This is a genomic window from Microbacterium sp. GW821-FHT01D02 (assembly GCF_059422585.1).
In genome coordinates, this window is sequence record NZ_JBWKXB010000002.1 from 476,958 (window position 1) to 502,264 (window position 25,307).

Annotated in this window: 25 protein-coding genes; 12 read left to right on the plus strand and 13 right to left on the minus strand. The window is 70.1% G+C overall.

Annotated elements, in window-relative coordinates:
* Positions 1-2: 2 nt before the first annotated feature.
* Positions 3-842 (minus strand): pyrroline-5-carboxylate reductase, encoded by an 840-nt coding sequence (gene proC, locus AC07VM_RS11105; protein ID WP_494911201.1) that lies wholly within the window; start codon positions 840-842, stop codon positions 3-5.
* A 59-nt stretch (positions 843-901) separates the two neighbouring features.
* Between proC and AC07VM_RS11110 the strand changes: the two genes are divergently transcribed.
* Positions 902-1,873 carry a cation diffusion facilitator family transporter gene (locus AC07VM_RS11110; RefSeq protein ID WP_494911203.1) on the plus strand — a complete coding sequence of 324 codons (972 nt, stop codon included), beginning with the start codon at positions 902-904 and terminating at the stop codon, positions 1,871-1,873.
* A 7-nt stretch (positions 1,874-1,880) separates the two neighbouring features.
* Positions 1,881-2,300, plus strand: coding sequence for a hypothetical protein (locus AC07VM_RS11115; RefSeq protein ID WP_267417380.1), 420 nt, complete (start codon positions 1,881-1,883; stop codon positions 2,298-2,300).
* A gap of 16 nt (positions 2,301-2,316) precedes the next feature.
* Here AC07VM_RS11115 and tadA read toward each other — a convergent pair whose 3' ends face one another.
* Positions 2,317-2,772: a tRNA adenosine(34) deaminase TadA gene (gene tadA / locus AC07VM_RS11120; RefSeq protein WP_267417379.1), complete on the minus strand. Its 456-nt coding sequence runs from the start codon at positions 2,770-2,772 to the stop codon at positions 2,317-2,319.
* 80 nt (positions 2,773-2,852) lie between these two features.
* Between tadA and upp the strand changes: the two genes are divergently transcribed.
* Positions 2,853-3,485 carry a uracil phosphoribosyltransferase gene (gene upp / locus AC07VM_RS11125; RefSeq protein WP_220173979.1) on the plus strand — a complete coding sequence of 211 codons (633 nt, stop codon included), beginning with the start codon at positions 2,853-2,855 and terminating at the stop codon, positions 3,483-3,485.
* 4 nt (positions 3,486-3,489) lie between these two features.
* Here upp and AC07VM_RS11130 read toward each other — a convergent pair whose 3' ends face one another.
* Together AC07VM_RS11130 and nadE are read right to left on the minus strand one after the other, a co-directional pair.
* Complete coding sequence (locus AC07VM_RS11130; protein ID WP_494911205.1) at positions 3,490-6,960, minus strand: TM0106 family RecB-like putative nuclease; 3,471 nt, start codon at positions 6,958-6,960, stop codon at positions 3,490-3,492.
* An 83-nt stretch (positions 6,961-7,043) separates the two neighbouring features.
* A complete protein-coding gene (nadE, locus tag AC07VM_RS11135; protein WP_267417376.1) occupies positions 7,044-7,862 on the minus strand; it encodes an NAD(+) synthase in 819 nt (272 codons plus the stop codon).
* Positions 7,863-7,968: 106 nt separating this feature from the next.
* Between nadE and AC07VM_RS11140 the strand changes: the two genes are divergently transcribed.
* Complete coding sequence (locus tag AC07VM_RS11140) at positions 7,969-8,526, plus strand: phosphorylase family protein (protein WP_267417375.1); 558 nt, start codon at positions 7,969-7,971, stop codon at positions 8,524-8,526.
* 31 nt (positions 8,527-8,557) lie between these two features.
* Here AC07VM_RS11140 and AC07VM_RS11145 read toward each other — a convergent pair whose 3' ends face one another.
* The 5 genes from AC07VM_RS11145 to AC07VM_RS11165 all read right to left on the minus strand — a co-directional run bounded on the left by AC07VM_RS11145 (position 8,558) and on the right by AC07VM_RS11165 (position 15,416).
* A complete protein-coding gene (locus AC07VM_RS11145; protein WP_494911208.1) occupies positions 8,558-11,551 on the minus strand; it encodes an AAA family ATPase in 2,994 nt (997 codons plus the stop codon).
* Complete coding sequence (locus AC07VM_RS11150; protein ID WP_494911209.1) at positions 11,552-12,721, minus strand: exonuclease SbcCD subunit D; 1,170 nt, start codon at positions 12,719-12,721, stop codon at positions 11,552-11,554.
* A gap of 94 nt (positions 12,722-12,815) precedes the next feature.
* Positions 12,816-14,261: an MFS transporter gene (locus tag AC07VM_RS11155; protein ID WP_494911210.1), complete on the minus strand. Its 1,446-nt coding sequence runs from the start codon at positions 14,259-14,261 to the stop codon at positions 12,816-12,818.
* 311 nt (positions 14,262-14,572) lie between these two features.
* Entirely contained in the window at positions 14,573-15,055 is a 483-nt protein-coding gene (locus AC07VM_RS11160) for a DIP1984 family protein (protein ID WP_494911212.1), read from the minus strand.
* Between the two features lie 52 nt (positions 15,056-15,107).
* Positions 15,108-15,416 (minus strand): GNAT family N-acetyltransferase, encoded by a 309-nt coding sequence (locus tag AC07VM_RS11165; protein WP_267417370.1) that lies wholly within the window; start codon positions 15,414-15,416, stop codon positions 15,108-15,110.
* Positions 15,417-15,748: 332 nt separating this feature from the next.
* On the opposite strand from AC07VM_RS11165, the gene AC07VM_RS11170 reads away from it, so the two are divergent.
* Genes AC07VM_RS11170 through AC07VM_RS11180 form a run of 3 tightly spaced genes read left to right on the plus strand, consistent with a single transcriptional unit; the run spans position 15,749 to position 17,679 of the window.
* Complete coding sequence (locus AC07VM_RS11170) at positions 15,749-16,456, plus strand: winged helix-turn-helix domain-containing protein (protein ID WP_267417369.1); 708 nt, start codon at positions 15,749-15,751, stop codon at positions 16,454-16,456.
* Between the two features lie 43 nt (positions 16,457-16,499).
* Positions 16,500-17,459, plus strand: coding sequence for a DNA-3-methyladenine glycosylase family protein (locus AC07VM_RS11175; RefSeq protein WP_494911213.1), 960 nt, complete (start codon positions 16,500-16,502; stop codon positions 17,457-17,459).
* A gap of 22 nt (positions 17,460-17,481) precedes the next feature.
* A complete protein-coding gene (locus AC07VM_RS11180; protein ID WP_267417367.1) occupies positions 17,482-17,679 on the plus strand; it encodes a hypothetical protein in 198 nt (65 codons plus the stop codon).
* An 18-nt stretch (positions 17,680-17,697) separates the two neighbouring features.
* Here the strand turns inward: AC07VM_RS11180 and AC07VM_RS11185 are convergent, their stop codons facing one another.
* The 4 genes from AC07VM_RS11185 to AC07VM_RS11200 all read right to left on the minus strand — a co-directional run bounded on the left by AC07VM_RS11185 (position 17,698) and on the right by AC07VM_RS11200 (position 21,529).
* Positions 17,698-18,453: an iron ABC transporter ATP-binding protein gene (locus tag AC07VM_RS11185; RefSeq protein ID WP_267417366.1), complete on the minus strand. Its 756-nt coding sequence runs from the start codon at positions 18,451-18,453 to the stop codon at positions 17,698-17,700.
* Entirely contained in the window at positions 18,450-19,478 is a 1,029-nt protein-coding gene (locus AC07VM_RS11190; protein ID WP_494911215.1) for an iron chelate uptake ABC transporter family permease subunit, read from the minus strand. Before AC07VM_RS11190 ends, AC07VM_RS11185 begins: the two co-directional genes overlap by 4 nt.
* A gap of 7 nt (positions 19,479-19,485) precedes the next feature.
* The gene (locus tag AC07VM_RS11195) at positions 19,486-20,472 is read right to left on the minus strand and encodes an ABC transporter permease (protein ID WP_267417364.1); all 987 of its coding nucleotides are present in this window, start codon (positions 20,470-20,472) and stop codon (positions 19,486-19,488) included.
* Between the two features lie 73 nt (positions 20,473-20,545).
* Positions 20,546-21,529, minus strand: coding sequence for a siderophore ABC transporter substrate-binding protein (locus AC07VM_RS11200; protein WP_494911216.1), 984 nt, complete (start codon positions 21,527-21,529; stop codon positions 20,546-20,548).
* Between the two features lie 100 nt (positions 21,530-21,629).
* On the opposite strand from AC07VM_RS11200, the gene AC07VM_RS11205 reads away from it, so the two are divergent.
* From AC07VM_RS11205 to AC07VM_RS11225, 5 genes are all read left to right on the plus strand, one after another.
* On the plus strand, positions 21,630-22,397 hold the full coding sequence (locus AC07VM_RS11205) for a siderophore-interacting protein (protein WP_494911217.1): 768 nt from the start codon (positions 21,630-21,632) through the stop codon (positions 22,395-22,397).
* 99 nt (positions 22,398-22,496) lie between these two features.
* On the plus strand, positions 22,497-22,883 hold the full coding sequence (locus AC07VM_RS11210) for an MmcQ/YjbR family DNA-binding protein (protein WP_267417360.1): 387 nt from the start codon (positions 22,497-22,499) through the stop codon (positions 22,881-22,883).
* A 32-nt stretch (positions 22,884-22,915) separates the two neighbouring features.
* Positions 22,916-23,320: a VOC family protein gene (locus AC07VM_RS11215; protein ID WP_267417359.1), complete on the plus strand. Its 405-nt coding sequence runs from the start codon at positions 22,916-22,918 to the stop codon at positions 23,318-23,320.
* A gap of 275 nt (positions 23,321-23,595) precedes the next feature.
* The gene (locus tag AC07VM_RS11220; protein WP_494911218.1) at positions 23,596-24,765 is read left to right on the plus strand and encodes an RtcB family protein; all 1,170 of its coding nucleotides are present in this window, start codon (positions 23,596-23,598) and stop codon (positions 24,763-24,765) included.
* A 207-nt stretch (positions 24,766-24,972) separates the two neighbouring features.
* Positions 24,973-25,296 carry a hypothetical protein gene (locus AC07VM_RS11225; protein ID WP_267417357.1) on the plus strand — a complete coding sequence of 108 codons (324 nt, stop codon included), beginning with the start codon at positions 24,973-24,975 and terminating at the stop codon, positions 25,294-25,296.
* Positions 25,297-25,307 lie beyond the last annotated feature (11 nt).

Consider the following 25,307-nt stretch of genomic DNA (forward strand, 5'->3'; position numbering starts at 1 on the left):
GGTCAGGCTCCGGCAGCGAGTTCCCTGGCACGCGCGAGCGCGGCGGCCGCGGCATCGGCGAACGTGCGATCGAGGTGCGCGTCCTGCAGCACGGCGACCGCCCGCTCCGTCGTGCCCTTGGGGCTCGTGACACGGCGACGCAGCTCGGCCGGGTCCTCCCCCGAGGCATCGAGCAGCGCGGTGGCCCCGATGAACGTCTGCTCGACCATGAGCCGGGCATCCGCCTCGTCGAAGCCCATGCCGACGGCGGCCTTCGTGAACTCCTCGATCAGCAGGTAGACGTACGCGGGACCCGAGCCCGAGATGGTGGAGAGTGCGTCGATCTGCGACTCCGGCACCTCCACGACCGCGCCGACGGTCTCGAAGAGGCGACGGACGAGCGCCAGATCATCGTCCGAGACGGCGGCACCGGCGGCGAGGCCCGTGACCCCCTTGCGCACGGTCGACGGCGTGTTGGGCATGGAGCGGATCACGCGGGCATCCGCGCCGAGCACCTCGGCGAAGGTCTGCAGCGTGACACCGGCCGCGACGCTCACCACGATCGCGTCGGCGGCGAGGTGCGGTGCGATCTCGCGGAGCAGGTCGGGCACCATCGCCGGCTTCACCCCGACCAGCACGATGCGCGCTGCGGCCGCGGCCTCGGCATTGCCGTCCGGACGCTCGGCGAGCGCGATGCTCGTGACGCCGTCGAGGCCCGAGAACGCCGCCGCCTTCTCCGCCGTGCGGTTCGTCGCGGTGATCCCGCCGTCGATCCGGATGCCCGAGGCGACCACCCCGCGGAGGATCGCACCGCCCATCGAGCCGGCACCGAGGAAAGCGAGGGAGGGAAGCGAGTCAGCCATGTCGTCATCCTACGGCGGGCACTCCGACATCCCCAGGCAGGCGGTTCTAGACTCGTCCCATGAGTGCATCCGGAGGCAACAAGGCCATCGTCGCGGCGTTCCTGGCGAACATGGGCATCGCGCTCGCGAAGTTCATCGCCTGGGCACTCTCCGGCTCGGCGTCGATGCTCGCGGAGGCGATCCACTCGGTCGCCGACTCCGGCAACCAGCTGCTGCTGATGCTCGGCGGACGGAAGGCCCGCCGCGAGGCCGACCGCGCGCACCCCTTCGGCTACGGCCGGGAGCGCTACGTGTACGCGTTCGTCGTGTCGATCATCCTCTTCTCGGTCGGTGGCCTCTTCGCGATCTACGAGGGCGTCGAGAAGCTCACGAACCCGCACGAGCTCGACAAGACGTGGTGGTGGCTGCCGCTGGTGGTGCTCGTCGTCGCGATCGGACTCGAGTCGTTCTCGCTGCGCACCGCCGTGCGCGAGACCAACCTCGTGCGCGAGAAGGGCCAGTCGTGGGTGTCGTTCGTGCGCCGCTCGAAGGCTCCGGAACTGCCGGTCGTGCTGCTCGAGGACGTGGGCGCGCTGACGGGCCTCACATTCGCGCTCCTCGGGGTCGGTCTGACCCTGATCACCGGAAACCCGATGTTCGACGCGCTCGGCACCGTGATGATCGGTGTGCTGCTGGTCCTCATCGCGATCGTGCTGGGCGTCGAGACGAAGAGCCTGCTGGTCGGCGAGGGCGCGACCCAGGCCGATCACGACCGGATCGTCGACGCGATCAACGCCGGTGACGAGATCGAGAAGATCATCCACATGAAGACCCTGTACCTCGGGCCGGACGAGCTCATGGTCGCGGCCAAGATCGCGCTCAACGCCGACAAGCCGCTGCGCGAGGCGGCCGACGACATCAACGCGATCGAGGCGCGCATCCGCGAGGCCGTCCCGGTCGCACGCGTCGTCTACATCGAGCCGGACGTGTACCGCCCGGCGATCGACCCGGAGCCGTCGACCGACGTCTTCGTGCTCAAGTCCTCGGACTGAGGAAGCCGTGGGTTCCCCGAGACGGCTCCTCGGTGTCACGGCAGCGGCGGCGCTCGTCGTCACGATGTCGGGCTGCTCGCTGGACACCGTGATCTGGGGCGCGGACGGTGCCGGCGTGATCCAGACGACCGAGAGACTCATCGATGCTGCGGCTGCCGGCGACGCCGACTCGTTCGTGTGCGCCGGATACGAACCGGAGCTCCGCGAACCGACCGACTGGGAAGGGCTTTCGGCCGAGGAGCCGGAGCGCTTCGTCCCCGAGTACTGGCCGGAGATGACCGAGCACGACCCGGACTGGAGCATCAACCTGTCGTTCGCGGAGAAGCAGGTCGCCGCCGGTGCGGAGTTCCCCGGTGACGTCTTCTACCAGGACACGGATGACGGCCCGTGCCTCGTGGCCGTCGCGTGGTGGACCGTCGAGGGGTGATCCCGGCGACCGGGCCTCAGCGCCGCTGCTCGAAGAACGCGCGCAGCAGCGACGTCGCCGCCTCCGCCTCGATGCCGCCGACGACCTCGGCGCGATAGGGCAGGCGCCGGTCGCGTAGCACGTCGTACATCGACCCGGCCGCTCCCGCCTTGTCGTCCCAGGCGCCGAAGACCACCCGGCCGATCCGCGCCTGCAGGATCGCCCCCGCGCACATGATGCAGGGTTCGAGGGTGACCACGAGGGTGTGGCCCTCGAGGTTCCAGGATCCGCGGGACTGCGCGGCCGCCCGCAGCGCCTCGATCTCGGCATGACCGGTCGGATCGTGCGTGGCCTCGCGGGTGTTCCGACCCTCGGCGATGATGCGCCCGTCGGCGTCGAGGACCACCGCGCCGACGGGGATCTCCGACGCCTCCGCCGCCTCCGCCGCGAGCGCGAGCGCACGCCGCATCGCGAGGTCGTCGGCAGCGGTCATGGGTCGAGCCTACGACAGCCGCCGAACCCGGCAGGAGCGCCGATGTCGTGCCGGGCCGCACGGCGCATTACCCTGTATCCATGCGTGTTCACGTGGCCGACCACCCTCTCATCACTCACAAGCTCTCGGTGCTGCGCGACGCGCGCACGCCGTCGCCGGTCTTCCGGCAGCTCACGGAGGAGCTCGTCACGCTGCTCGCGTACGAGGCGACGCGCAACGTGAAGGTCAGCCCCGTCGAGATCACGACGCCCGTGACGACGACGATGGGCGTGAAGATCTCGGAGCCCCGCCCGATCGTGGTGCCGATCCTGCGCGCCGGTCTCGGCATGCTCGAGGGCCTCGTCAAGCTGCTCCCGACCGCCGAGGTCGGATTCCTCGGCATGGTCCGCGACGAGACGACCTTCGAGCCCACGACCTACGCCGAGCGCCTCCCCGACGACCTCAGCGACCGCCAGTGCTTCGCCATCGACCCGATGCTCGCCACCGGCGGCTCGCTCGCCGCGGCGATCCAGTTCCTGTTCGACCGCGGGGCGAAGGACGTCACCGCGATCTGCCTGCTGGGCACGCCCGAGGGCGTCGCGGCGATCGAGGCGATGGCCGGCGACCGCGACGTCACACTCGTGCTCGGTGCCCTCGACGAGCGCCTCAACGAGAAGGGCTACATCGTGCCCGGACTCGGTGACGCCGGAGACCGCCTCTACGGCACCGTCTGACCCGTCAGTCCGCCGCCCCCACGAGGCGGGCGAACGCACTGAGCCGGGCGACGCCCTCCGGCGTGTACGGCAGATCGTCGAGCAGCGCCGGCGAGTGGATCAGATACGCCACGACCTGCGCGCGCGAGATCGCCACGTTCAGACGGTTCTGCAGCAGCAGGAACTCCGGACCACGCGGCGCGTCCCGCCCGCTGGATGCGGCGAGTGAGGTGATCGAGACGACGGCCTCCTTGCCCTGGAAGTTGTCGACCGTTCCGACGGGGACATCCGGGAAGCCGGCGTCTGAGAGCGCGTCGAGGATCAGCTGCCGCTGCGCGTTGTAGGGCGCCACCACGATGATGTCGGCCTGTCCGAGCGGACGGGACGAGGCGGCCGGATCGTTGTCGGTGAAGGTGCGTCCGAGCAGATCGCGGACAAGGCGCACGACCTCGGCCGCCTCCTCCGGCGACTGGGTGGCGTTGCCGCGATGGCGGAGCGGCACGACGTGCAGGCCGGGATCGATACCCTCCAGCGATCGGAGCTCGGTGTCGGGTGCTGACGCGAGCTGTCCGGCGTAGGCGAGTTTCGACACCGGGGCGGCCACGGACGGGTGCATCCGCCACGACCTCGCCAGAAAATACCCGTACTCGGGCCGCACGACGGGATCGCCGTCCATCACCCAGCCGAGAGCCGAGGTGTCCACCGGCTCGGGATGGGCGCCCTGACTCACCTGCGGAAGCTGCTGCGGATCGCCGAGGAGAAGGAGCCGCTTCGCACCGGCCGCGACGGCGATGGTCGAGGCGAGCGAGAACTGCCCGGCCTCGTCGATCACGAGGAGGTCGAGTCCGGCGCGCTCGACGCGCTGGGTGTTGCTGAAGTCCCAGGCCGTGCCGCCGACCACCGCCCCCTCGCCCGCGTGCTCGCCGAGGAAGGAAGCCATGCCGCTCTTCGGGATCACCGTGTAGGGCGGGTCCGCGTGAGGATCCTTCGGGGCCTTCGCCACCTGCGACGGAGCCACCCCGTCGGCGACGACCCGCGCCAGGAGCGTCTCGATGATCGCGTGCGACTGCGCGACGACACCGACCTTGAACCCATGCTCGTTCACCAGGCGCGCGATCACCCGCGATCCCGTGTAGGTCTTGCCGGTTCCCGGAGGGCCCTGCACCGCGAGGTAGCTGCGGTCGAGGTCGAGGATGCCGCGCACGATCGCGTCGATGGTGTCGTCGCCGGAGGCGGGCAGCGCGCTCCCCGACACCGTGCGCGGGGGGATGCGGCGGAGGATGTCGGTCGCCGCGTCTTCCGGGAAGCCGGGGGCCGCCGCGTGGACGGCGTCGGCCCATTCGTCGATGGCGCCCTGCAGCGAGACCACGCGCGGGGGCGCGGCCGGGGTGAGGGCGAGCGGGAGCTCATCCCACGTCTGCCCCTGCACGGCCGACTCGGTGACGAGGTAGCCGTCGTCGAGGACCTCGGCCACGGTGACGGTGTGGGGCACATGGACCGCCCTCGACGGCACCTCGGTGTCGAACGGTGCCGGCACCTCGTAGAGCGCGAACGGCTGCGCGCCGACGCCGAGCGTCGTCCCCGGGGACACCTCGCCGCGGATCTCGACGTCGCGGGACATGACCCGGCGCCCCTCCCCGACGCTCCACTCGCGGCGCACGACCGAGGACGGACGATCGACCCGCACGACGTCGCGCGTGCCGTCCCACATCGTCACCGGCTCGCGCAGCCGCTGGAAGTGCGACACCCAGAAGCTCTTCGCCTCGCGAGGGAAATAGTCGATGGCCGCGGCGGCGATCCGGTGCACGAGTCCGTCGCCGCCGGCCTCGACGGCACGCTCGGCGTCGGCGAGCAGCGCGACCGACCGCGGCGACGGCTCGTAGATGACCTCGTCGGCGTCGTCGGGCGGCGCGGGGGTCACGCCCTTCTGCCGGGCGATGTCGATCAGCCAGTTGCGCAGCCGCCGCGTCGACACGCAGTCGTAGCGGTTGTAGTCGGCGAGGTCGGCCAGGACCGCGTCGGCCTCGGCCTGCTCCCCCGCCGCCGCGAGCTCGCGGGCGGCGACGTACTGCACGATCGAGTCATCGCCCTTCTGCACGTCGCTGGTGCGGACGTCGTCGCCCATGTAGAGCGGCTCGAGCTTCTTGATCGAGTACGAGCGCGACCCGACGCGCACCGTCCGCAGGACCAGCGGGTACAGGTCGACGAACACGCCTTCCCGCAGCAGCCGGTCGACCTCCCCCTCCCGCACGCCGTGCCGCGCCGCCATCGCCACGAGGTGCGACGTCTCATACGGCGCGTAGTGATAGATGTGCATGCCGGGGTGCGCGGCTCTGCGCAGGTTCACGAAGTCGAGGAAGGTCTCCAGCGCCCGCTTCTCGTCGGCGAAGGTGTGTGCCCACAGCTCCGAGTACTGGTCGGCGTTGTCGACCCATCCGAAGAGGTAGTCGATCCCCCAGTGCGCCTCGCCGTCGGCGGCGGGCTCGGTGTAGAGCGGGTCGCCCTCGAAGTCGAAGAAGATGTCGCCGTGGCTGGGGAGCGGGAGCGTGTGGATCGCCTGGGCGTAGTGCACGTCGTAGGTCGGCTCGCCCTCCGCATCGGCACGGAGCTGCAGCCGCGCCTGGGCACGCAGGTTCTCGAAGGTGTCGGTGTTCATCCCCTCCGGCGCCTCGGGGGCCGCAGCCAGCGCATCGATCGTCTCGATGCCCGAAGCACGCAGACGCGCCCGCTGAACGGGGCGCATCCTCGCGACCATCAGCAGGTCGCGGTGCGCCAGCACCTGCTCCTCGCACGTCGCGCAGCGACCGCAGGCCACGACCTGCAGGTCGCCCCGATCATCGCCCCAGGCGAGCGGCGCGCCGGTCGAACCGTCGGCGATGCGCCGGTCCGCGATGAGCGCGCGCAGTCGCGCTCTCCGCACCTGGAAGAGCGGCAGGAGGTCGTCCACGGCGTGCGTGCTGAGCGTGCCGTCGCCCAGGATCAGGTCGACCTCGTCGGAGCGCGGGATGCCGAGCCGGTCGAGCTGATCGACATATGCCGCGAGCTGCATGAGCGCGGTCACACGAGCCTTGCGCGCGAGCTTCGAGTCCTGCACCCGCCAGCGCCCGTCGTCGTCCTTGCGCAGGAAGTCGGCGAAGCCGACGAACTCCTCGGTCGCGAACGCCGCCTGGAAGACCACGAGCGCGTCGGAGCGCAGTGCCGCCACGGTCTCGTCGACGGCTGCGGCAAGAGCCTCGGCGTCGACCGAGGAGACCTTCTCGATGCGATGCACCTCCGCGTCGCCGAGGTCGTGGATGTAGCGGGCGAGCACGTTCTGCTCGTGCACATCGCCGAGCTCGGCGGCGCGCTTGAGGGTCGCGTCCTCCGGTTCCTCGACCGCGGGGACGCGCCCCAGCTTCGCGTCGATCGCCCGACACCACGCGAACTCGCACTCGGCGGCCGCCTTGAGGTCGCTCGCGCTCCAGATGACGCGCTGCGCCTGAGTGTCGATCCGCACGATGCTCCCGTTCTGTCGGATGCTTCGACACTATCCGCGGCATCCGACACGGGCGAAAGCGACGCTCCTCCGGGGCCGTGGGGTCAGCGCCACCAGGAGTCGTCGGGGGTCACCGGGAGGTGCCGCTTGTGCTGCGTCGCGAGGTAGCGCGCCTCGATGCGCCCGGCCACCTCGGGGTCGACGGGCCGCCCCTCGAGGAAGTCGTCGATCTGCTCGTAGGTGAGGCCCAGCTCGTCCTCGTCGGCGCGGCCGGGCTGGCCGTCCAGGAGGTCGGCCGTCGGCACCTTGAACGCCAATCGATCCGGAGCGTCGAGGAACTTCAGCAGCGCACGGCCCTGCCGCTTGCTGAGCCCGGACAGCGGGAGGATGTCGGCCGCGCCGTCGCCGAACTTCGTGTAGAAGCCGGTCACCGCCTCGGCGGCGTGATCGGTGCCGATCACGAGGAGTCCGTCGTGGCCGGCCAGGGCGTACTGCGTGACCATGCGCACGCGGGCCTTGATGTTGCCTCGGTTGAAGTCGCTGATGTCGCTCGTGACCGCGAACTCGATGTCCTCTTCGACCCCGTCGACGCCGTTCTGGATGTTGACCTCGACCGACGCATCCGGGGCGATGAACTCCAGCGCCGCCTCGGCGTCCGCGGCATCGTGCTGCACGCGGTAGGGCAGCCGCACAGCGAGGAACTTCGCTTCGCCACCCTCGGCGCGGACCCGCTCGACCGCGAGCTGCGCCAGACGTCCGGCGAGGGTCGAGTCCTGTCCGCCGGAGATGCCGAGCACGAAACCCTTCGCGCCGGTCGCGCGGAGGTAGTCGGCGAGGAACCCGACCCGGCGCTCGACCTCGGCCTCGGGTTCGACCTCGGGATTGACGCCGAGGTCCTCAGAGATCTGCTGCTGCAACGACATGTCATCCTCCGTCTTGTCCTCGAATCAGTATCGCCCCTCCGTGTTACGGGCGGGTGACGCCGCGGCGCGTGCGATCCTGTCAGGTCGGACCTGAGAGAATGGGGCAGTGAAACTCCTCCTCGCTGCTCTCGCCTCCGAACTGTCCGCCTTCCCCCAGGAGCTCGAGGGCTTCGACCGTCTCGTGAGCGGTCCGGGCAAGCTGCAGGCGACGTTCGCCCTCACCCGCGCGCTCGACGCCAAGGTCTACGACGAGATCGTGGTGGTCGGCACCGCCGGGGCGATCGACCCCGAGCTCGAGGCCACGGTCCACGAGGTCGGCACCGCTTTCCAGCACGACGTCACCGACCTCGACGGCGTCGCCGGCCAGCACGTCTCGCTGCCGGCGCGGGTCTCGACCGGGCGCGAGGGCGTGCTGATCGCGACCGGCGACCACTTCGTGGAGGATGCCGAGGTCACCGCCGTGATCCGTCCGTCCGGTGCCGCGCTGGTCGACATGGAGACCTACGCCTACATCTGGGTCGCCGAGCAGTTCGGTGTGCCGATCCGTGTCTTCCGGGCCGTGTCCGATCAGGCGGAGGACGGCGCGCTCACGGACTGGCGCGAAGCCGTCGCTCGCTGCAGCGTGCAGCTGCGGGACTTCATCCGCGACGAGTACGGGGTCTGAGCAGCGGCGCTTCGGCGCTGTGCTCCGCGCGTCAGCGGGCCTCGATCAGACTCGGCCCGTTGGGCAGCGCGCGCACCGTGAGCTGAGCGGGGATCTGCTCCTGCATGGCCTCGACGTGGCTGATCACTCCGACCGTCCGGCCGCCCTGCCGCAGCTCGTCGAGTGTGCGCATCGCGACGTCGAGCGTGTCGCCGTCGAGGGAGCCGAACCCCTCGTCGATGAAGAGCGTGTCGAGGCGGATGCCCCCGGCTCTCGCCGTCACGACCTCGGCGAGGCCGAGCGCGAGGGCGAGCGACGTGAGGAAGGTCTCACCGCCCGACAGTGACTGCGGCGGGCGGGTCTGCCCGGTGAAGGCGTCGGAGACCACGATGCCGAGGCCGGAGGCCGCACCGCGGGCGGCGAGGGCGTCGGAGTGCTGCAGCTGATAGCGCCCCGTCGACATGTCGTGCAGCCGGCGGTTCGCCGCCTCGACGATCTCCTCGAGCTCGGCGGCGAGGACGAAGGTCTCCAGCGTCATCTTCCGGGTGTTCGCACCGCGCCCGGCGATCGTGTCGGCGAGGTTCTGCAGCACCTCGAACTCCGTGGCCTCGGCGGCGGTTCGTGCATGCTCCGTCGCGGCCGATTCGATCAGATCGCCGAGCCGCTCGGCGACGCTCGCGGCGCGGGCGGCCTCGTCGACAGCGGCCGTCCAGACCGCGCGGGCGGCGGCCGCTGCTTCCTCCACCGGGGCGAGGTCGATCGGCTCCTCGGGAAGCGTGCGCAGCTCGAGGTCGAACAGGATGGCGCGTTCCTTCTCCCGCTGCCCCGCGTGCTGGACGATCCGCGCGTCGAGCGCGTCCTGCGCCGCGCTCGAACGCAGCGCCTCCTCGGCGGCCGACGCATCGTCGAACGCGGAGTCGGCGAGCGCCGCGCCCTGCTCGGCCTCCGCCTCGGCGAGAACCTGCGCGCGTCGGGTGCGCTCCGCGATCGCCTCGGCGAGGGTGCGCGCCGCGGCGATCTTCTCGGCCGTATCGGCGAGGCGGGCGGCGACGGTGTCGAATCCGCCGCGGGCCTCGGCGATCAGCTCGCGTGCCTCCGTGCTCCGCTGCCGCATCAGGGCGTGCTGCTCCCGCGCCTCCGCGAGGGCCGCAGCGTCATCCGCCTTCTGCGTCTCCAGCCGTTCGACGCGGGCGGCGAGTTCGCCCAGCCGCGCGTCGAGCGTCTTCAGCTGCTCCGCCGCGGCGAGACTGCCTGCGTGCGCGGCAGTGCTCTCGGCGAGCTCCTGCTCGGCCTGTTCGACGCTCCGTCCGTCCGCGCGGGCGGTGGCTGCGGCGAGTTCCGCGAGCAGGTTCGCGGACGCCGTGGCGAGCTCACGCTCCCGCTGTGCCGCGGCGTCGCGGACGGCTTCGGCATCGGCGATGTCGTCCGGGGAGACCGGATCGACGTGCGTGGCGGGGCTCGGATGCTCGAGAGCACCGCAGACGGGGCACGGGTGCTCCGGGCGCAGGGTCGAGGCCAGTTCGCCGGCCATGCCGTCGGTCCGCCGCTGCCGCAGCTGGGCGAGCGCCGTCTGCGCGGCGGCGTGGGCGGCGGTGGCCTCGGTGAGATCGCGGTCGGCGGCCGCCTGGGCGACGCGCAGCCGCTCTTCCTCGCGTGCCGCCGCGTGCCGGGCCGCTGCCACGTCTGCGGCCGCCCGGAGGTCATCCGCACGGTCCGCGATGCGCCGTGTCTCGTCGCGCTCCGCCGTCAGGTCGGCCGCCGCGGCGGGGAGCGACGACCGCTCCGCCTCTCCGGCGTCGACGCGCGCGGTCGCGGCGACGACGGCCTGTTCCGCGGACTGCAGAGCGACATCGAGCGCCGGCGCCTGCTCCTCGAGCTCGCGAGCCCGCTCCCAGGAACCGCTCTCCCTGGTGCGCTCGGCCGCCCAGGTCTCGAGGTCGCCGTCGACCGGGATCCCCCAGGCCTCCCAGCCCTCGCGCGCCCGCTGCTCGTCCGCGGATGCGTCGGCGAGCGCGGTGCGAGCACGTGTGGCGGCGGCGATCGTCGACCGCAGGGCCTCGGCCGCACGAGCAGCCGCGAGCTCGGCTCTTGCCGCATCGATCAGCGGGGTCTCCGCGTCGAGCCGCTCGAGCGCGGCGCGGGCGCGGTCGCGTTCGTGCTGGGCGCGCTGCTCCTCACGCGTCGCGGACAGCTGCGTGTCCACCGCCGCCGACCGCTTCTCCGCATCGGCCTGTTCCGAGCCACGGCGTTCCGCGCGATAGTCGGCGCGTGCCTTCGCTCGCCGGAGTTCCTCGAGTCTTTCGTCGACCGGGAGCAGAGCCGATGGGGCCTCCGCCGGCGGCTCGAGGTCGCCCTCCGCGTCGCCGGACAGTCCGCCGGCGGCCACGAGACGTTCGGCTTCCTCGACACGGGCGTGGACCGTCGCGAGTCGGGCACCGAGGGCCTGCTCCGCCGCGCGGCGACGTTCGTCGAACCGCGCCTGCACGTCTTCGAAGCGCTGGGTGCCGAACAGCCGCCGCAGCAGCGCCTGGCGATCCTTGCTCCCCGCGAGCAGGAACTCCGAGAACCGGTTCTGCGCGAGGAGGATCACCTGGAGGAACTGCTCGCGACTGAGCTGCAGGATCTCGTCGAGCTCGTTGCCGACGTCGACGGCCCGCGCGGCGCGACCGACCCACCCGCCATCCGTCCACTCGTCGAGCGCCACGGCGGACGCCTGCTTCGTCATGCCGCCGCCGCGCTTGGCGGGTCGGAGGTACTCGGGCGAACGGGTCACACGGAACCGCCCGGCCGGCGTGCTGAACTCCACGACCACCTCGGACGGGTCGTCCGGTTCGCAGTGGTCGCTGCGGAGGCGCTTCTCGCCGCCGTCGTAGCGCGGCACCCCGCCGTAGAGGCCGAAGCACACCGCGTCGAGGATGCTCGACTTGCCGGCACCGGTGCGACCGGCGATGAGGAAGATGCCGTCGTCGGCGAAGGCGTCGAAGTCGACGATCTGCCGCGAGCGGAACGGGCCGAACCCCTCGACCTCCAGGCGATGGAGACGCATCTAGACGAGGGCCTCTGCCCGCACCCGGTCGTCGAGGACGGCGCGGATCAGCTCGCCCTCCGCCTCGGTCGGACCGTGCCCCGCGCGCACATGCTCGAGGAAGGCCTCGATGCGGTCGGCGTCGGTGACCGCGGTGCGCAGCCGCTGCGCATAGGACCGCTCGTCGGCTTCGGCCACGACGGTGGGCTGATGCTGCACCATGGCGCAGTAGGGGTAGCTCTCGCGCAGGCGTCGCATCGGCTCGGTCTGCGGGACCGCATCGGTGTAGACGGCGCACACCCAGTCCCCCGCATGCTCGGCGACCAGGTCGGGCGACAGCAGCTCGTCGAGCGCTCCCGTGAGCGTGACGAGACGGCGCGGCACCGGCAGCTCCAGCCACTCGACCGCGGCGAGCCCCTCGGCGCCGATGTCGACGAGCCAGGATCCCCGCGGCTTGTGCTGCTCGCCGAAGCTGTAGTGCAGCGGGGCGCCCGCATAGCGAACGCGGTCGCTGAGCTGCTGCCGGCCGTGGATGTGGCCGAGCGCCACGTAGTCGGGCCCGTCGAACACACTCAGCGGAACGACGTCGAGACCGCCCTGGCGGACCTCGCGCTCGAGTCCGGCCGTCGCGTCGACACCGGCCGCGAAGCAGTGCGCGATCGCGACGGAGCGCCCCGCGTGCTCCTGCATGCCCGTGCGGACGAGATCCATCGCGTGGGCCATGGTCTGTGCCTGCGTGCGCAGCTGGCGCCCCTCGCTGTCGCCCTCCGGCCAGTGCTGACGGACGATCGCGGGTTCGAGGTAGGGGATGCCGAAGAACTGCACCGGTCCGTGCGCGTCGGCGATGGTCACGGGCACGCCGACCGCGAGCGGGTCGGTGAGCACGTGGATGCCCTCGCGCAGCAGCCGGGCCTGGAAGCCGAGCCGGGCGGCGGAATCGTGGTTGCCGCTCGTCACGATGACCCGGGCGCCGGTCTCGTGCAACGACACCAGGGCGTCGCCGAGGAGTGTGTAGGCGGCACCGGACGGAGTCGCGGAGTCGAACACGTCGCCCGCCACGACCACGACATCGACCGCGTTCTCACGAACCTGCACCGTGAGCGCCCCGAGCACCTCGGCCAGCGCGTCCATGGTCGAGTTGCCATGGAACGTCCGGCCGATGTGCCAGTCGGAGGTGTGCAGGATTCGCATACTCACACGGTACGAACGACCTCCGACATTCCGTCCGAGGCGTGCCGCGGCAGTCGCTCCTGGACTGAGGATCGCGACCGCCGCGGCCGGTGGATCAGTGCCCGGCGACGACAGGGGTGTTCTGCGAGGGAAGCAGCTCCTCCTTCGTGCCGCGCACCATGGCCGTCGCGATGACCGAGGCCGCGAGCATGAGGATCGCGGCGACGAGGAAGATCCAGCCGTAGGCGTCGGTGAGCTGGTGCGGCGAGACCTCACCCTGCGCGCGGCCGCCGACCGACGCCGCGTAGACCGCCGTGAACACCGACAGACCGATCGATCCGCCGATCTGCATCGCCGAGTTCGCGACGGCCGACGCCACCCCCGCGTGGTGCGGGGCGACGCCCGAGAGCGCGAGGTTCTGCAGCGGGATGAAGATGAACCCCATGCCGATGCCGAGCAGCACCAGCCCCGGTGCGATCTGCACGAGGTAGGCGCCGTCCGGAGTGATGCCGGAGAGCAGGAACAGGCCGACCGCGGCCACAACGGGCCCGACGATCAGCTGCGGCCGCGGACCGATCACGGGAAGCAGCTTGGTCGCCACCGGGGCGAGCGCCATCGTCGCGAGCGGCAACGGCAGACTGGCGAGACCGGCCTGCAGCGCCCCCAGCCCCAGCACGAACTGCAGGTGGAACGTCAGGTAGACCGTCGCGCCGATCATGATCGCGCCGGCGACGCCCTGGATAAGGAAAGCTCCTCCCCGCACCCGGTCGGCCACCACGCGAAGGGGCAGCAGCGGCTGCGCGACCCGACTCTCCACCCACACGAAGATCCCGAGGAGCGCGAGCCCGATGGCGAGGAAGGCGATGGTCAGCGGCTCGCCCCATCCGTTCTCGGCGAGGCTGAAGCCGTAGACGAATGCACCGAGGCCGAGGGTCACGAAGAGCGCTCCCCAGACGTCGTAGCGGTTGTCACCCTCCGCCCTGCTCTCGGTCAGGAAGAGAGCGCCGCCGACCACCCCGACCACCACGAAGAACAGGTTGACCAGCAGGCACCAGCGCCAGTCGGCGAATTCGGTGAGCACCCCGCCGAGGAGGAGTCCGACGGCCGCTCCGGTTCCGGCGACGGTTCCGAAGACGGCGAACGCGGTGTTCCGCTCGCGCCCCGAGGGGAACGTCACGGTGAGGAGGGCGAGGGCGGCGGGCGCGAGCAGTGCGGCGAAGGCGCCCTGCAGTCCGCGGGCGAGGATCAGCTCCCACCCCTGCTGTGCGAGCCCGCCGTACAGCGATGCCGCACCGAAGCCGACCATGCCGACCAGGAAGATGCGCTTGCGTCCGACGTAGTCGGCGATCCGGCCGCCGAGCAGCAGGAGCGCGCCGAACGCCAGCGCATAGGCGGTGACGACCCACTGACGCTGCCCGTCGCTGAGGCCGAGGGCCGCCTGGGCACGGGGCAGCGCGATGTTCACGATCGTCCCGTCGAGGACGACGACCAACTGCGTGAGGGAGATGACGATGAGCGCCCACCACCGGGAACGGGGGCGGGCACGCAGGGAAGACGACATGGAAAAACCTCCGGTGTCTGATGAGGATGCCGGAGGTTTCGAGCCTCGGATCAGCGCGCCCGCTGCGCGCCTGACCACCTCAGCCAACGGGGCTGAGCAGAACTCCATTCTATCGCATGGTGTTCGAGGAGGAAGCGGAAGGTCCCCTGACCCACCCTCGCCACGACGATCGGCACGTGGTGATGCGAGATGCTCTGTGCACCATCACCTGTGCGGCGTGCGGGGCTGCGCGATGCGATATCAGGGCTGCCCTCCGCCCACAGGTGCCGGACTTGCCCCGCCGGCTGAGGGTTGTGCCCGCTTCGTCGCGACTACCGACTTCCGCTCTCCTCCTCGAGGTCGTTCGACCAGTTCGCCTGCTGGATGCGGTTGTCGAGTTCGCGCAGCTCCTGCGCGACGGCATCCGCCCTGGATCGCAGCTGCGCGACCGGAAGCGCGGAGATCTGCCGGAGCTCCGACCGCATCTGGCGCAGGTACTGGTCGCCGGCACCGGATGCCGCTGCCGCGGAATCGGTCAGCACCGAGTGCCGCAGGCGCAGCACATCGCGGGCCGCCAGCGCATCGGTCATGGTGCCGTCCGCACCGAGGTCGAGGCGCGCATTGGTGGCGTTGATGCGTCGGATGAGTTCGCGGAGCTCGGTCAGAGCGGCGTCGACCTCGGCGATGAGCGCCGCGGCGTCCTCCGCCGGCTCCTCCCCCTCCTGGTACCGGGCGTTCGCGACGATGCGCGCACGCAGCTGCTCGATGCGGCGCTGCAGATCGGCGCGTGCGGTGAGGGCCTCGGCGAGTTTCATGCCCTCATCCTGGCAGGAACCGGGCGTAACAGTGCGTCATACGACGAGGAAGTCATCGAGTCCGCAGCAGCCCGGCATGCTCCGGGTGTGCGGAGAACCAGTCGGCGACGTACCAGCACACGGCGTCGACCTTGCGATCACCGCGTTCCTCGATCTCCGCCACCGCCCCCTCCACGACCTTCCCGGCATAGCCCTTGCCCCGGAAAGTCGGGACCGTGAAGGCCCTGGTGAGCGCGATCGTGTGACCGTCGTCGCGATAGTCGAGCACGCTCACGAGCTTGCCGTCGCGCATGAGCGTGTAGCGCGAGGCATCCTTCTCATCGGTCAGGATGAAGCCGTCGACAGTGTGCGAGATCGTCATTCGATCCACGTTACGCCCGCCCATGGACGCCCGGGCGTTTTGACATGAGGGGTCATGGTCGGACATAATCCCCCCATGACCACCAACGCAAGCCCTTTGTCCGCCCAGGAGGCGAACAGGACTGCCGGGATGATGATGCCCGGTCGCGTTGGCATGTGTTGCCGAATGTGTCGCTGAACGAACAGCCACCCCGCCTGACCTGACTCCTCGCCATCTGCGAGGTCAGAGTCTCCGAGCATCCACCCTTGCTCGCTTCCCGGCTCCGCCGGTCATTCATGCAACGCATCAGAGCCCCGCTCGATTCGGGCTCACGTCCTGAGGACTTCATCATCATGTCGAACACCGCACTTCTCGAGCGTCCCGCCACCACCGCCGCGATCCGCACGCAGTCCGAAGCCGCCGCTCCGCTGCCCACGTCGGGAGCCGACCTCCCCGCCGTCCGCTCCCCCCGCGGCTTCGCCCTGTACGTCGGCCTCGACGAGATCAAGGCCGCCGAAGCCGGCGTGAGCCTCCCGCTCCTCGTCGACGCCCTGCGCCGCACGCTCGCCGAGCTCGCCCCCGGCGCCGAGACCCACGCCACGGTCGCCCTCGCCCCGCACGGCTCGGGAGGCCGCGACCTCGACGTCGTCCGCCTCGCCCTGCAGGAGCCCGGTGCCATCGCGCGCACCAAGGCCGCCGCCGAGGAGGACACGGTCGACGAGGAGCGCGGCGTCACCGTCGACATCTCCCGCAAGCGCGTCCTGATCGACGGCGAGTCCGCCGCGTTCACGTACAAGGAGTTCGAGCTGCTGCAGTACCTCGTGCTCCGCGAGGGCCGCACGATCGAGCGCAGCGAACTGGTCTCCGCCCTCTGGCAGGCGCAGGACGACGAGACGCCCGGTGAGCGCACGATCGACGTGCACGTGCGCCGCCTGCGCGCCAAGCTCGGCCGCTACGAGGACATCGTCCGCACGGTGCGCGGCATCGGCTACCGCTTCGACCGTCACGCCGACGTCGTGATCCGCTACGGTCACGGCACCCCCTCGCCCGACCGCTTCTGAGCGCACGCGGGTCCGTGTCAGGACCTGCGCGTAGGGTGGGCGCATGACCCTGACCGCGCACTCCCCACCGGCCGATGCCGCGTCCGCGGATGTCCGTCGGGACACGGTCTACCGCCCTCCGCACGACCTCGATCTCCGCCGGACCGTCGGCATGCTCCGACGCGGAGGCACCGATCCGACGACCGTGATCGACGGACCCGCGATCTGGCGCGCCGTGCGCACGCCCGCCGGCCCCTCCACCCTCGCGCTGCGCGCCGCGGGCGATGAGGTCAGAGCCAGCGCCTGGGGCCCCGGAGCCGGCCACGCCCTCGACCTCGTGCCCGCACTCTGCGGCGCCCACGACGACGCCGCGGACTTCGACGCGTCGCAGCATCCGCTCATCGCCGAGTCCGCCCGCCGCCATCCCGGCCTTCGCCTCACCCGCACCGACGAGGTGTTCGACGCGCTCGCGTGCGCGATCATCGAGCAGAAGGTCACCGGCATGCAGGCCTTCGGCGCGTGGCGCTGGCTCGTCTCCCGGTTCGGCGAACGCGCGCCCGGCCCGACGCCACGACCGATGTTCGCCGCGCCCTCCGCCGCGCAGTGGCACCGCATCCCGTCCTGGGCGTGGCACCGCGCCGGCGTCGAGCCGCCGCAATCGCGCACCCTGGTCCGCGCCGCCGAACGCGGCGATCGCATCGCCCGGGCCGTCCGCGCCGCTGCGACCGGTGCCGACCGCGACCGCATCCTCACGAGCCTTCCCGGCGTGGGGATCTGGACCTCGGCCGAGACCCGCATCCGCGCGCTCGGCGATCCGGATGCGGTGAGCGTCGGCGACTACCACCTCGCGCACGAGGTGGGTCATGCCCTGACCGGGAAGCGCACGGACGACGACGGCATGCTCGAGCTCCTCGCGCCGTGGGCGGGTCAGCGTCAGCGGGTGATCCGCCTCATCTTCGCCACCGGCATCCAGGAGCCGCGCCGCGGCCCTCGCCTCGCGCCGGAAGACCATCGCGACCGCTGAGCGGTCCCTCTAAGCTGAGGCCATGTCCCGTACCGCGCTGCGCATCTCCATCACCGTCGGCCTGCTGATCGTCGGCGTCGTGCTCGGGCTGATCTTCCAGAACGTCTGGCTCGGCGTGCTGCTCGCCGCGATCGTGTGGCTGGGCTGGTTCCTCGGCTACGAGTCGCGCCGCGGCAACAACGCCGGCGTCAACGACGAGGACCACGGCATCGAACTCTGACCGGCCCACGCGGAACGCTCAGTAGTACACGGCGAGGGGTCCCGACGGGCCGTCGACCACGCGTACCGGGGTGTCGAAGACGCGCGTGAGCACCTCGTCGGTCATGATCTCGGCGGGCGGGCCGAACTCCACGACCGCGCCGTCCTTCATGGCGCAGATGTGGTCGGCGTAATGCCCGGCGAAGTTGATGTCGTGCAGCACGATGACGATCGTGCGCCCGAGCTCCTCGGCCGCACGCCGCAGGTGCTTCATCATCTGCACGGCGTGCCGCATGTCGAGGTTGTTCAGGGGCTCATCGAGCAGCACGAACTCGGTGTCCTGCGCGAGGACCATCGCGACGTACGCCCGCTGACGCTGCCCGCCGGAGAGCTCATCCAGGTAGCGGCCCTCCAGCGCGCCGAGGTCGAGGAAGTCGATCGCCTGGCTGATGATCTCCTCGTCGCCGCGGTTCAGCCTGCCCTTCGAGTGCGGGAAGCGCCCGAAGCCGACGAGCTGACGCACGGTCAGCCGCGTGACGAAATGGTTCTCCTGGCGCAGGATCGACACGACCTTCGCCAGGTCCTTCGACTTGGTCGAGGCCACGTCGAGTCCGGCGATCTCGATCGCGCCGGCATCCATGCCGCTCAGGCGTCCGATCATGGTGAGCAGCGTCGACTTGCCCGCGCCGTTCGGGCCGATGAGGGCGGTGATGCCGCCCGTGGGGATCTCGAGATCGACGGGGCCGATCGCGACCTCGCTGCTGTAGTCCCGGCGGACGCCGTCGAGTGCGATCACAGCCTGCCCTTTCTGAGTATGACGATGAGGAACACCGTGCCGCCGACCAGCTCGATCAGGATCGACACCATGCCCTGCGCGTAGAAGATGTTCTTCATCACGAAGTACGCCCCGGCCAGGATCGTGAAGGCCGTGAGCACCGCGACGGGGAAGATCAGCCGATGGTCGTGCGTGTCGGCGAACTGATACGCGAGCGTCGCGACCAGGAAGCCGAGGAACGTCATCGGTCCGACCAGCGCCGTCGACGTCGCCATCAGCACCGCGACGAGGAACAGCACGATGAACAGCTCGCGCCGATGGTCGACGCCGAGCGAGCGCGCGGCATCCGGGCCCAGGGCCGTGAGGTTGAGCCGGCGCGATCGGAGCCACAGCAGCGCGGACGCCGCGACCACCAGCGGGATCGCCAGCGGCAGGTACGAGGCGTCGGCGTTCGACACGTTGCCGAACAGCCGGGCGGCGAGCACGTCGAACTCGCTGGGGGTGAGCAGACGCTGCATGAACGTGGAGATCGCCCCGAGGCCTCCCCCGATCACGATGCCCACCAGGAGCATGATCTGCAGGTTGCCGTAGCGTCCCGACAGCAGCCATCCGTACAGGGCCACGGCGAGGCCGACCATGATCGCCACCTGGATCGCGAACTGGCCGATGCCCTGGATGGCCACGATGCCGGCCACCCCGAACAGATACACGGTCGAGGTCTGCACGACGCGGTACAACGATTCGAAGCCCATGATCGACGGCGTGATGATGCGGTTGTTGGTGACGGTCTGGAAGCTCACCGTGGCGACGGCCTGGGCGACGGCGACGAGCGCCATCACGGTGACGTCGGTCGCGCGGTGCTGAGCGATGCGCCAGAACCCGGTGGATCCCGGCGGCATCGGGTTGCCCCAGGCGAGCAGCCCGAAGCCGGAACCCGCGGCGAGGACGAGGAGGACGCCGAGGACGATCAGATAGCGCCGTCGCGCGCGCGGGGTCGTGAATGCGCCCGCCGACCGCGCCGGGCCAGCCGTCGCCATCCGACTCATCGCGCCGCTACCCACGGCGACGCTGCCTGAGCAGGAGGAGCACGAACACGACGGCACCGACGACGCCGAGGATCAGCGACACCGGCACCTCGAACGGCATGATGATCGTGCGTCCGATGATGTCGCACACCGTGACGATCGCGATGCCGAGCAGGCACACCCACGGGAGGTTGCTGCGCAGATCGTCGCCGCGCACCATCGAGACGATGTTCGGCACGATCAGCCCCAGGAAGGGCAGGTTGCCGACGACCACCGTGACGACACCGGTGGTGACCGCGATCAGCACGGTGCCCAGCAGGATGATCCGGTTGTAGTTCACGCCGACGTTCGTCGCGATCTCCTCGCCGAGACCGGCGATGGTCAGGCGGTCGGCGACGATGAAGATGATCACTCCGATGATCGCGACGATCCAGAGCATCTCGTACTGACCGCGCATCACCGAGGTGAAGCTGCCGGCGAACCAGACGCCGATGATCTGCAGCGAGTTGGTGGCCAGCGCGAGGTACGTCGACAGGGCGCCGACCACGGCGCCGAGCATGATGCCGACGATCGGGACGATGAGGGAGGACTTGAGGGCGACGCGACGGAGGAACGCGAAGAACACCATCGTGCCGACGAACGCCGCGAGCACCGCGCCGGCCATGCGCAGCGGCAGCGACGGCTGCGGCACGAGGATCATCACCATCAGGAGCCCGAGCCCCGCCCACTCGGTCGTCCCGGTGGTGGTCGGCTCGACGAAGCGGTTCTGAGTGAGCAGCTGCATCACGAGACCCGCCATCGCCATCGAGGCACCGGCGAGCACGAGCGCGATCGTGCGGGGGACGCGTGTGATCTGGAACATCTGGGCGCCGTCTTCCGCGCCCGTGACGTCGTACACACCGGTGAAGAGGGAGAGGACCAGGAGCGCGGCGACGACGAGCACGCCGATGAGCAGCTTCACGTCGAAGAGCCGCCCGGCGGAGCGGGGCGGCCGGATGATGTCGGTGGAGATCATGATGACGGCCCGGCCGTCGAGCGGGCGAACGGACGGCTCGTCCTGCTCCGCTCCCTCGACGACCGAGCGCGGGTCACTTCTCGAGAGCGTCCGCGAGGTCGTTCAGGAACGTCGTGTACGTCTGGATGCCCTCGTTCAGGTAGGTGTCGGTGGGCATGTAGACGATCTGCTTCTCCTTGACCGCGGTGACGCCGGTCAGGGCCTCGGAGCTCTCGAGGATCTCGGCCGCCTGCACGTAGTCGGGGGTGTCCGCGGCGAACACGGCGTCGCGGTCGAGCACGAGGATCCAGTCGGGGTTCGACGCGGCGATCGCCTCGACGGAGATCTCATCACCCTGGTGGTCATCGCTCGCGTCCTCCACCTCGAGCGCGGGGGTGAGGCCGAGGATGTCGTAGATCGGTCCGAGCGAGCGACCGACGGTCGGGGCGAGGTAGCCGATCTCTCCGCCGGACGTGTTCACGGCCATGACGGTGTCGGCGTCGTCGTACGCGGCCTTGGCGCGCTCGACCGCGGCGTCGAAGTCGCTCACGAGCTTCTCGGCCTCGTCCTGCTTGCCGAAGATCTCGCCGAGGACGGTGACCTGGCGCTTGAGCTCCTCATCGAAGGGCTCGCCCTCGCGCGGCTCGAGGTCGATGATCGTGGCATTGGGCACGAGGTCGGCGATGGCCGCGTTGTGCTGCGTGAAGCGCTGACCGCTGATGATCAGGTCGGGCTCGACCGCGACGACCGCTTCGAGGTTGGGCTCGCTGTGCAGCCCGATGTCGACGATGCCGTCGTCCTTCACATACGACACGGTCTCCGGCATCAGCGCGACGGCGCCGGCGGAGAGCTCGACGCCCCAGTCGGAGAGCGTCTGGAACGTGCGGTTGTCGAGGGCGACGACGGACTTCGGAGGGGTCGCGACCTCGTGCGTGCCGGTGTTGTCCTCGATCGTGACGGATGCCGCGGAGGATTCGGTCTTCTCGGGTTCGGCGGTGCCGCCGGAGGCGCAGCCGGCGAGGGCGAGGAGGCCGACGAGCGCGGCGCTCGTGGCGGTGAGGGTCCTGGGCACGGACATGGAGAGACTCCTGTTCTGCGGGATCGGTGCGCACACATGGGCGCCGGAAGGACGAGGTTAGGGTCACCTTCCCTCGTTATATTTAGGTTAGCCTTACTTCATGAGCGATACGAAATCCGGCTTCTCGATCGAGCGTCGCGGCCTCGAGCTGCGCTTCCGCAACGTGACCCTGAGCGCCCGTGAATGGCTGGCACCGGACTTCGTGCGCGTGCGCCTGACCGGCTCCGACCTCGCAGGCTTCGACTCCCTCGGCTCCGACGACCACATGCGCCTGTTCTTCCCCGCCGGCCCCACCGACTCCGTCGACGAGCTTCGCGCCTCGCCGAGCCGCGAGTACACGCCGCTCGCGTGGGGCGAGGACTGGCTCGACGTCGAATTCGCGGTGCACGGCGATCAGGGCGTCGCCGCCCCCTGGGCCGCGACCGCGCCACTCGGCTCCACGATCGGCGTCGGCGGCCCTCGCGGGTCGGCGGTGCTGACCGGCGAGCCCGACTCCTGGCTGCTGGTCGGCGACGAGACCGCGATCCCCGCGATCCGCCGCTTCGCCGCGCTGATTCCCGAGGGCACCCCCGCGCGCATCGTGATCGAGACGGTCAACGAGGGCCGCGAGATCGACATCGAGGCTCCGGTCGACATCGAGTGGCTGCACCGCGGCGAAGCACCCTCCGGGTCCGCCCTCATCGCCTTCCTCGAGGCGCTGACCGCCGACGACGCGGTCGGGTCCGATCCGTTCGTCTTCATCGCGGCCGAGCAGTCGATCGTCAAGCCCGGCCGGGCACTGCTCGACCGTTGGGGCGTCGACACCGCGAACGCCGTGGTGAAGGGCTACTGGAAGCGCGGCGAAGCCGAGTACCACGCACCGCACTAGCGGCTCTGTCCGTGGGGGTGGGTACCGTGGGCGTGGGTACCGTGGGCGTGGGTACCGTGGTCGCATCACGGTTCTCGCTGTCTCGAGGTTGGAGTGCCCATGAAAGGCGACCGTCTGCAGCAGTGCGCGCGCGACCGCGCCGAGGAACTGCCCGGGTCTCGGCTCGAGCATCCCTTCGGCCCCGAATGGGACGTCTTCAAGGTGCGCGACAAGGTTTTCATGCTGCTCACGTCGACCACCGGCGCGGAGATCGTGACCCTCAAGGCGGCGCCCGAGGACGGCGACGCGCTTCGCCGGCAGTTCGATGACATCATCCCGGGCTATCACATGAACAAGAAGCACTGGATCACGCTCCGGCCGGGCGGGAAGCTGCCGCACGATCTCGTCCGCGAGCTGGTGACGGAGTCGTACCTCCTCGTCGTGGAGAACCTCCCCCGGCGGCAACGGCCCGTCGACCCCGCCACATTCGGGCGGATCGCGCCCTGACGTCGTCGACCCTTTCTGGAAGACTGGGCCGCATGGCTCTTCTGGATCATCTGGGCATCACCGTCGACGACCTCGAACGCGGCCGGGCGCAGTTCCACCCGGTCCTCACCGCTCTCGGATACCAGAGCGGAGGCGCGAACGACCATTCGATCTCGTGGCACAACGGCGAGGAGACGGAGATCATCCTCTACACGTGGGATGAAGACTCGACTCCGCATCGTCATGGCCGCATCGGCTGGCAGCACATCGCCTTTGCCGTGCCGACGCGTGAGCAGGTCGAGCACCTCCACGCGGTCGCCGTCGACGCCGGCTGGACCCCCGTCCGCGAACCCAAGGAGTACCCGCGCTATTCGGAGCGCTATTACGCCTCGTTTGTCGAAGACGCAGACGGCATCCGCGTGGAGTTCATGTACAACCCGCCGCGGGACACGGCTTGACGCCCGGGCGTGTCGGGCCCTAGTGTGGCAAAGCTGTGCCGACCGGCGCAGCACGCCAGCCGAGGAGTCGACGGATGACCGCCCAGCGGAATCTTCCCATCGCAGCGGTGTTGCAGCTTCAGCCGAAGCGCAATGACCGCTACGAGTCGTACCCTCCGGCACGCGCCGTGTGACAGCACCCGCTCTCGCAACGCCCCGTACCGACAGGTCCGGGGCGTTTTCCGTTGGAGAGGACCCCTGACCTGTGGCTGCACATCACCACAAGGAAAGGAATCATGGAGAGGCTCTCCGCACGGCTGCTGTCGTGGGCGTCCCTGATCGACGAGAAGACGCTCGATCAGGCGCACACCACGGCTCGCATGCCGTTTATCCACCCGCACCTGGCGCTGATGCCGGATGCGCACCTCGGCAAGGGGGCGACGGTCGGCTCGGTCATCCCGACGCTCGGCGCGATCATCCCCGCGGCCGTCGGCGTCGACATCGGCTGCGGCATGATCGCCGTCCGCACGCAGTTCACGAGGGGCGACCTGGACGGGCGCGACCTCGCCGAGCTGCGCGAGCAGATCGAGCGTGCGATCCCGCTCTCGGCCGGACGCTACAACCGCAAGATCGTGGCGACCGCCGAGCCGCGCATCGCCGAGCTCGAGGCGCTCGCTGAGAAGGCCGAGTTCGATCCCGAGAAGTATGCGGGGAACTGGCGCCTGCAGCTGGGCACGCTCGGCTCGGGCAACCACTTCATCGAGGTGTCGGTCGACGAGCTCGACCGGGTGTGGCTGTTCCTGCACTCGGGTTCCCGGGGTGTCGGCAACCGGATCGCCGGACACCACATCTCCGTCGCCCACAGGCTGGCGAAGCAGTGGTGGATCGAGCTCCCCGACCCCGACCTGGCGTACCTGGTCGAGGGGACCCCGGAGTTCACCCGGTACATCCGGGAGCTCCGCTGGGCACAGCACTTCGCCCTGCTGAACCGGGAGGAGATGATGGACCGCGTCATCCGGCAGGTGTCCGAGTTCCTCGACCGCCCGGTCGATGAGCAGGAGCGCATCAACTGCCACCACAACTTCACCGAGTCGGAGAAGCACTACGGCAAGCAGGTGTGGGTGTCGCGGAAGGGCGCCATCCAGGCCGACGCCGGTCGGCCCGGACTCATCCCCGGCTCGATGGGCACCGCGTCGTACGTGGTGGAGGGACTCGGCGACCGGCAGTCGCTGAACTCCTCCCCGCACGGTGCCGGACGCGAGTACTCGCGGTCGGCGGCCCGGAAGACGTTCACGCACGATCAGCTGCGGGAGGCGATGGAGGGGATCGAGTTCCGTGACACGGATGCGTTCATCGACGAGATCCCGCAGGCGTACAAGCCGATCGACCGGGTGATGGCGGATGCCGCGAGCCTGGTCTCCATCCGGCACACGCTGCGGCAGCTCGTCAACGTGAAGGGGGACTGAGAGCGGACCGGTCGGGGGACTCCCCTCCGCCCGGTGCGCGGTGCCGATGTCCGCCGTCTCCTGCGCAACCCGCAGGGAGGGGACTGACAGTTCCTCCACCAACGGGCGGGAGAACACCTTCTCCCCATCTCCTGAGTGACCGATATCCTCGCCTCGCGCGCCCTGGCAAGCTGGCCGGAACGATGCGACGATGAGGATGTGGGATTCATGAACGACGCGCAGATCTGGACCATGATCGGGTCGTTCACCGCGCTGATGTTCGGCATGCTCACCGTCGTCACCACGCTGTTCATCCGGATCCTCCGCAGCGAGATCGGCGGCCTGCGCAGTGAGATGAACGGTCAGCTCGGCGGCCTCCGAAACGAGATGAACGGCCAGATCGGCGGGCTCCGCAACGAGATGAACGGCCAGCTCAGCGGACTCCGCAACGAGATGAACGCCCGGTTCGATGCCGTGAACACGCGCATCGACGGACTCGACCGCGACGTGCAGGCGATCGTGAAGCGCACGTTCGGCCTCGACCGCGACTGAGACCGGTGCGA

Bases quoted from the DNA above. Each gene is read 5' to 3' on its own strand.
- AC07VM_RS11190 (WP_494911215.1), bottom strand. From the start codon at position 19,478: ATGAGTCGGATGGCGACGGCTGGCCCGGCGCGGTCGGCGGGCGCATTC.
- AC07VM_RS11200 (WP_494911216.1), bottom strand. From the start codon at position 21,529: ATGTCCGTGCCCAGGACCCTCACCGCCACGAGCGCCGCGCTCGTCGGC.
- AC07VM_RS11175 (WP_494911213.1), top strand. From the start codon at position 16,500: ATGACCCTGACCGCGCACTCCCCACCGGCCGATGCCGCGTCCGCGGAT.
- AC07VM_RS11150 (WP_494911209.1), bottom strand. From the start codon at position 12,721: ATGCGAATCCTGCACACCTCCGACTGGCACATCGGCCGGACGTTCCAT.
- AC07VM_RS11145 (WP_494911208.1), bottom strand. From the start codon at position 11,551: ATGCGTCTCCATCGCCTGGAGGTCGAGGGGTTCGGCCCGTTCCGCTCG.
- AC07VM_RS11170 (WP_267417369.1), top strand. From the start codon at position 15,749: ATGTCGAACACCGCACTTCTCGAGCGTCCCGCCACCACCGCCGCGATC.
- AC07VM_RS11195 (WP_267417364.1), bottom strand. From the start codon at position 20,472: ATGATCTCCACCGACATCATCCGGCCGCCCCGCTCCGCCGGGCGGCTC.
- proC (WP_494911201.1), bottom strand. From the start codon at position 842: ATGGCTGACTCGCTTCCCTCCCTCGCTTTCCTCGGTGCCGGCTCGATG.
- AC07VM_RS11180 (WP_267417367.1), top strand. From the start codon at position 17,482: ATGTCCCGTACCGCGCTGCGCATCTCCATCACCGTCGGCCTGCTGATC.
- AC07VM_RS11215 (WP_267417359.1), top strand. From the start codon at position 22,916: ATGGCTCTTCTGGATCATCTGGGCATCACCGTCGACGACCTCGAACGC.
- tadA (WP_267417379.1), bottom strand. From the start codon at position 2,772: ATGACCGCTGCCGACGACCTCGCGATGCGGCGTGCGCTCGCGCTCGCG.
- AC07VM_RS11165 (WP_267417370.1), bottom strand. From the start codon at position 15,416: ATGACGATCTCGCACACTGTCGACGGCTTCATCCTGACCGATGAGAAG.
- AC07VM_RS11225 (WP_267417357.1), top strand. From the start codon at position 24,973: ATGAACGACGCGCAGATCTGGACCATGATCGGGTCGTTCACCGCGCTG.
- nadE (WP_267417376.1), bottom strand. From the start codon at position 7,862: ATGTCGTTGCAGCAGCAGATCTCTGAGGACCTCGGCGTCAATCCCGAG.
- AC07VM_RS11220 (WP_494911218.1), top strand. From the start codon at position 23,596: ATGGAGAGGCTCTCCGCACGGCTGCTGTCGTGGGCGTCCCTGATCGAC.
- AC07VM_RS11160 (WP_494911212.1), bottom strand. From the start codon at position 15,055: ATGAAACTCGCCGAGGCCCTCACCGCACGCGCCGATCTGCAGCGCCGC.
- AC07VM_RS11205 (WP_494911217.1), top strand. From the start codon at position 21,630: ATGAGCGATACGAAATCCGGCTTCTCGATCGAGCGTCGCGGCCTCGAG.
- upp (WP_220173979.1), top strand. From the start codon at position 2,853: ATGCGTGTTCACGTGGCCGACCACCCTCTCATCACTCACAAGCTCTCG.
- AC07VM_RS11210 (WP_267417360.1), top strand. From the start codon at position 22,497: ATGAAAGGCGACCGTCTGCAGCAGTGCGCGCGCGACCGCGCCGAGGAA.
- AC07VM_RS11155 (WP_494911210.1), bottom strand. From the start codon at position 14,261: ATGTCGTCTTCCCTGCGTGCCCGCCCCCGTTCCCGGTGGTGGGCGCTC.
- AC07VM_RS11110 (WP_494911203.1), top strand. From the start codon at position 902: ATGAGTGCATCCGGAGGCAACAAGGCCATCGTCGCGGCGTTCCTGGCG.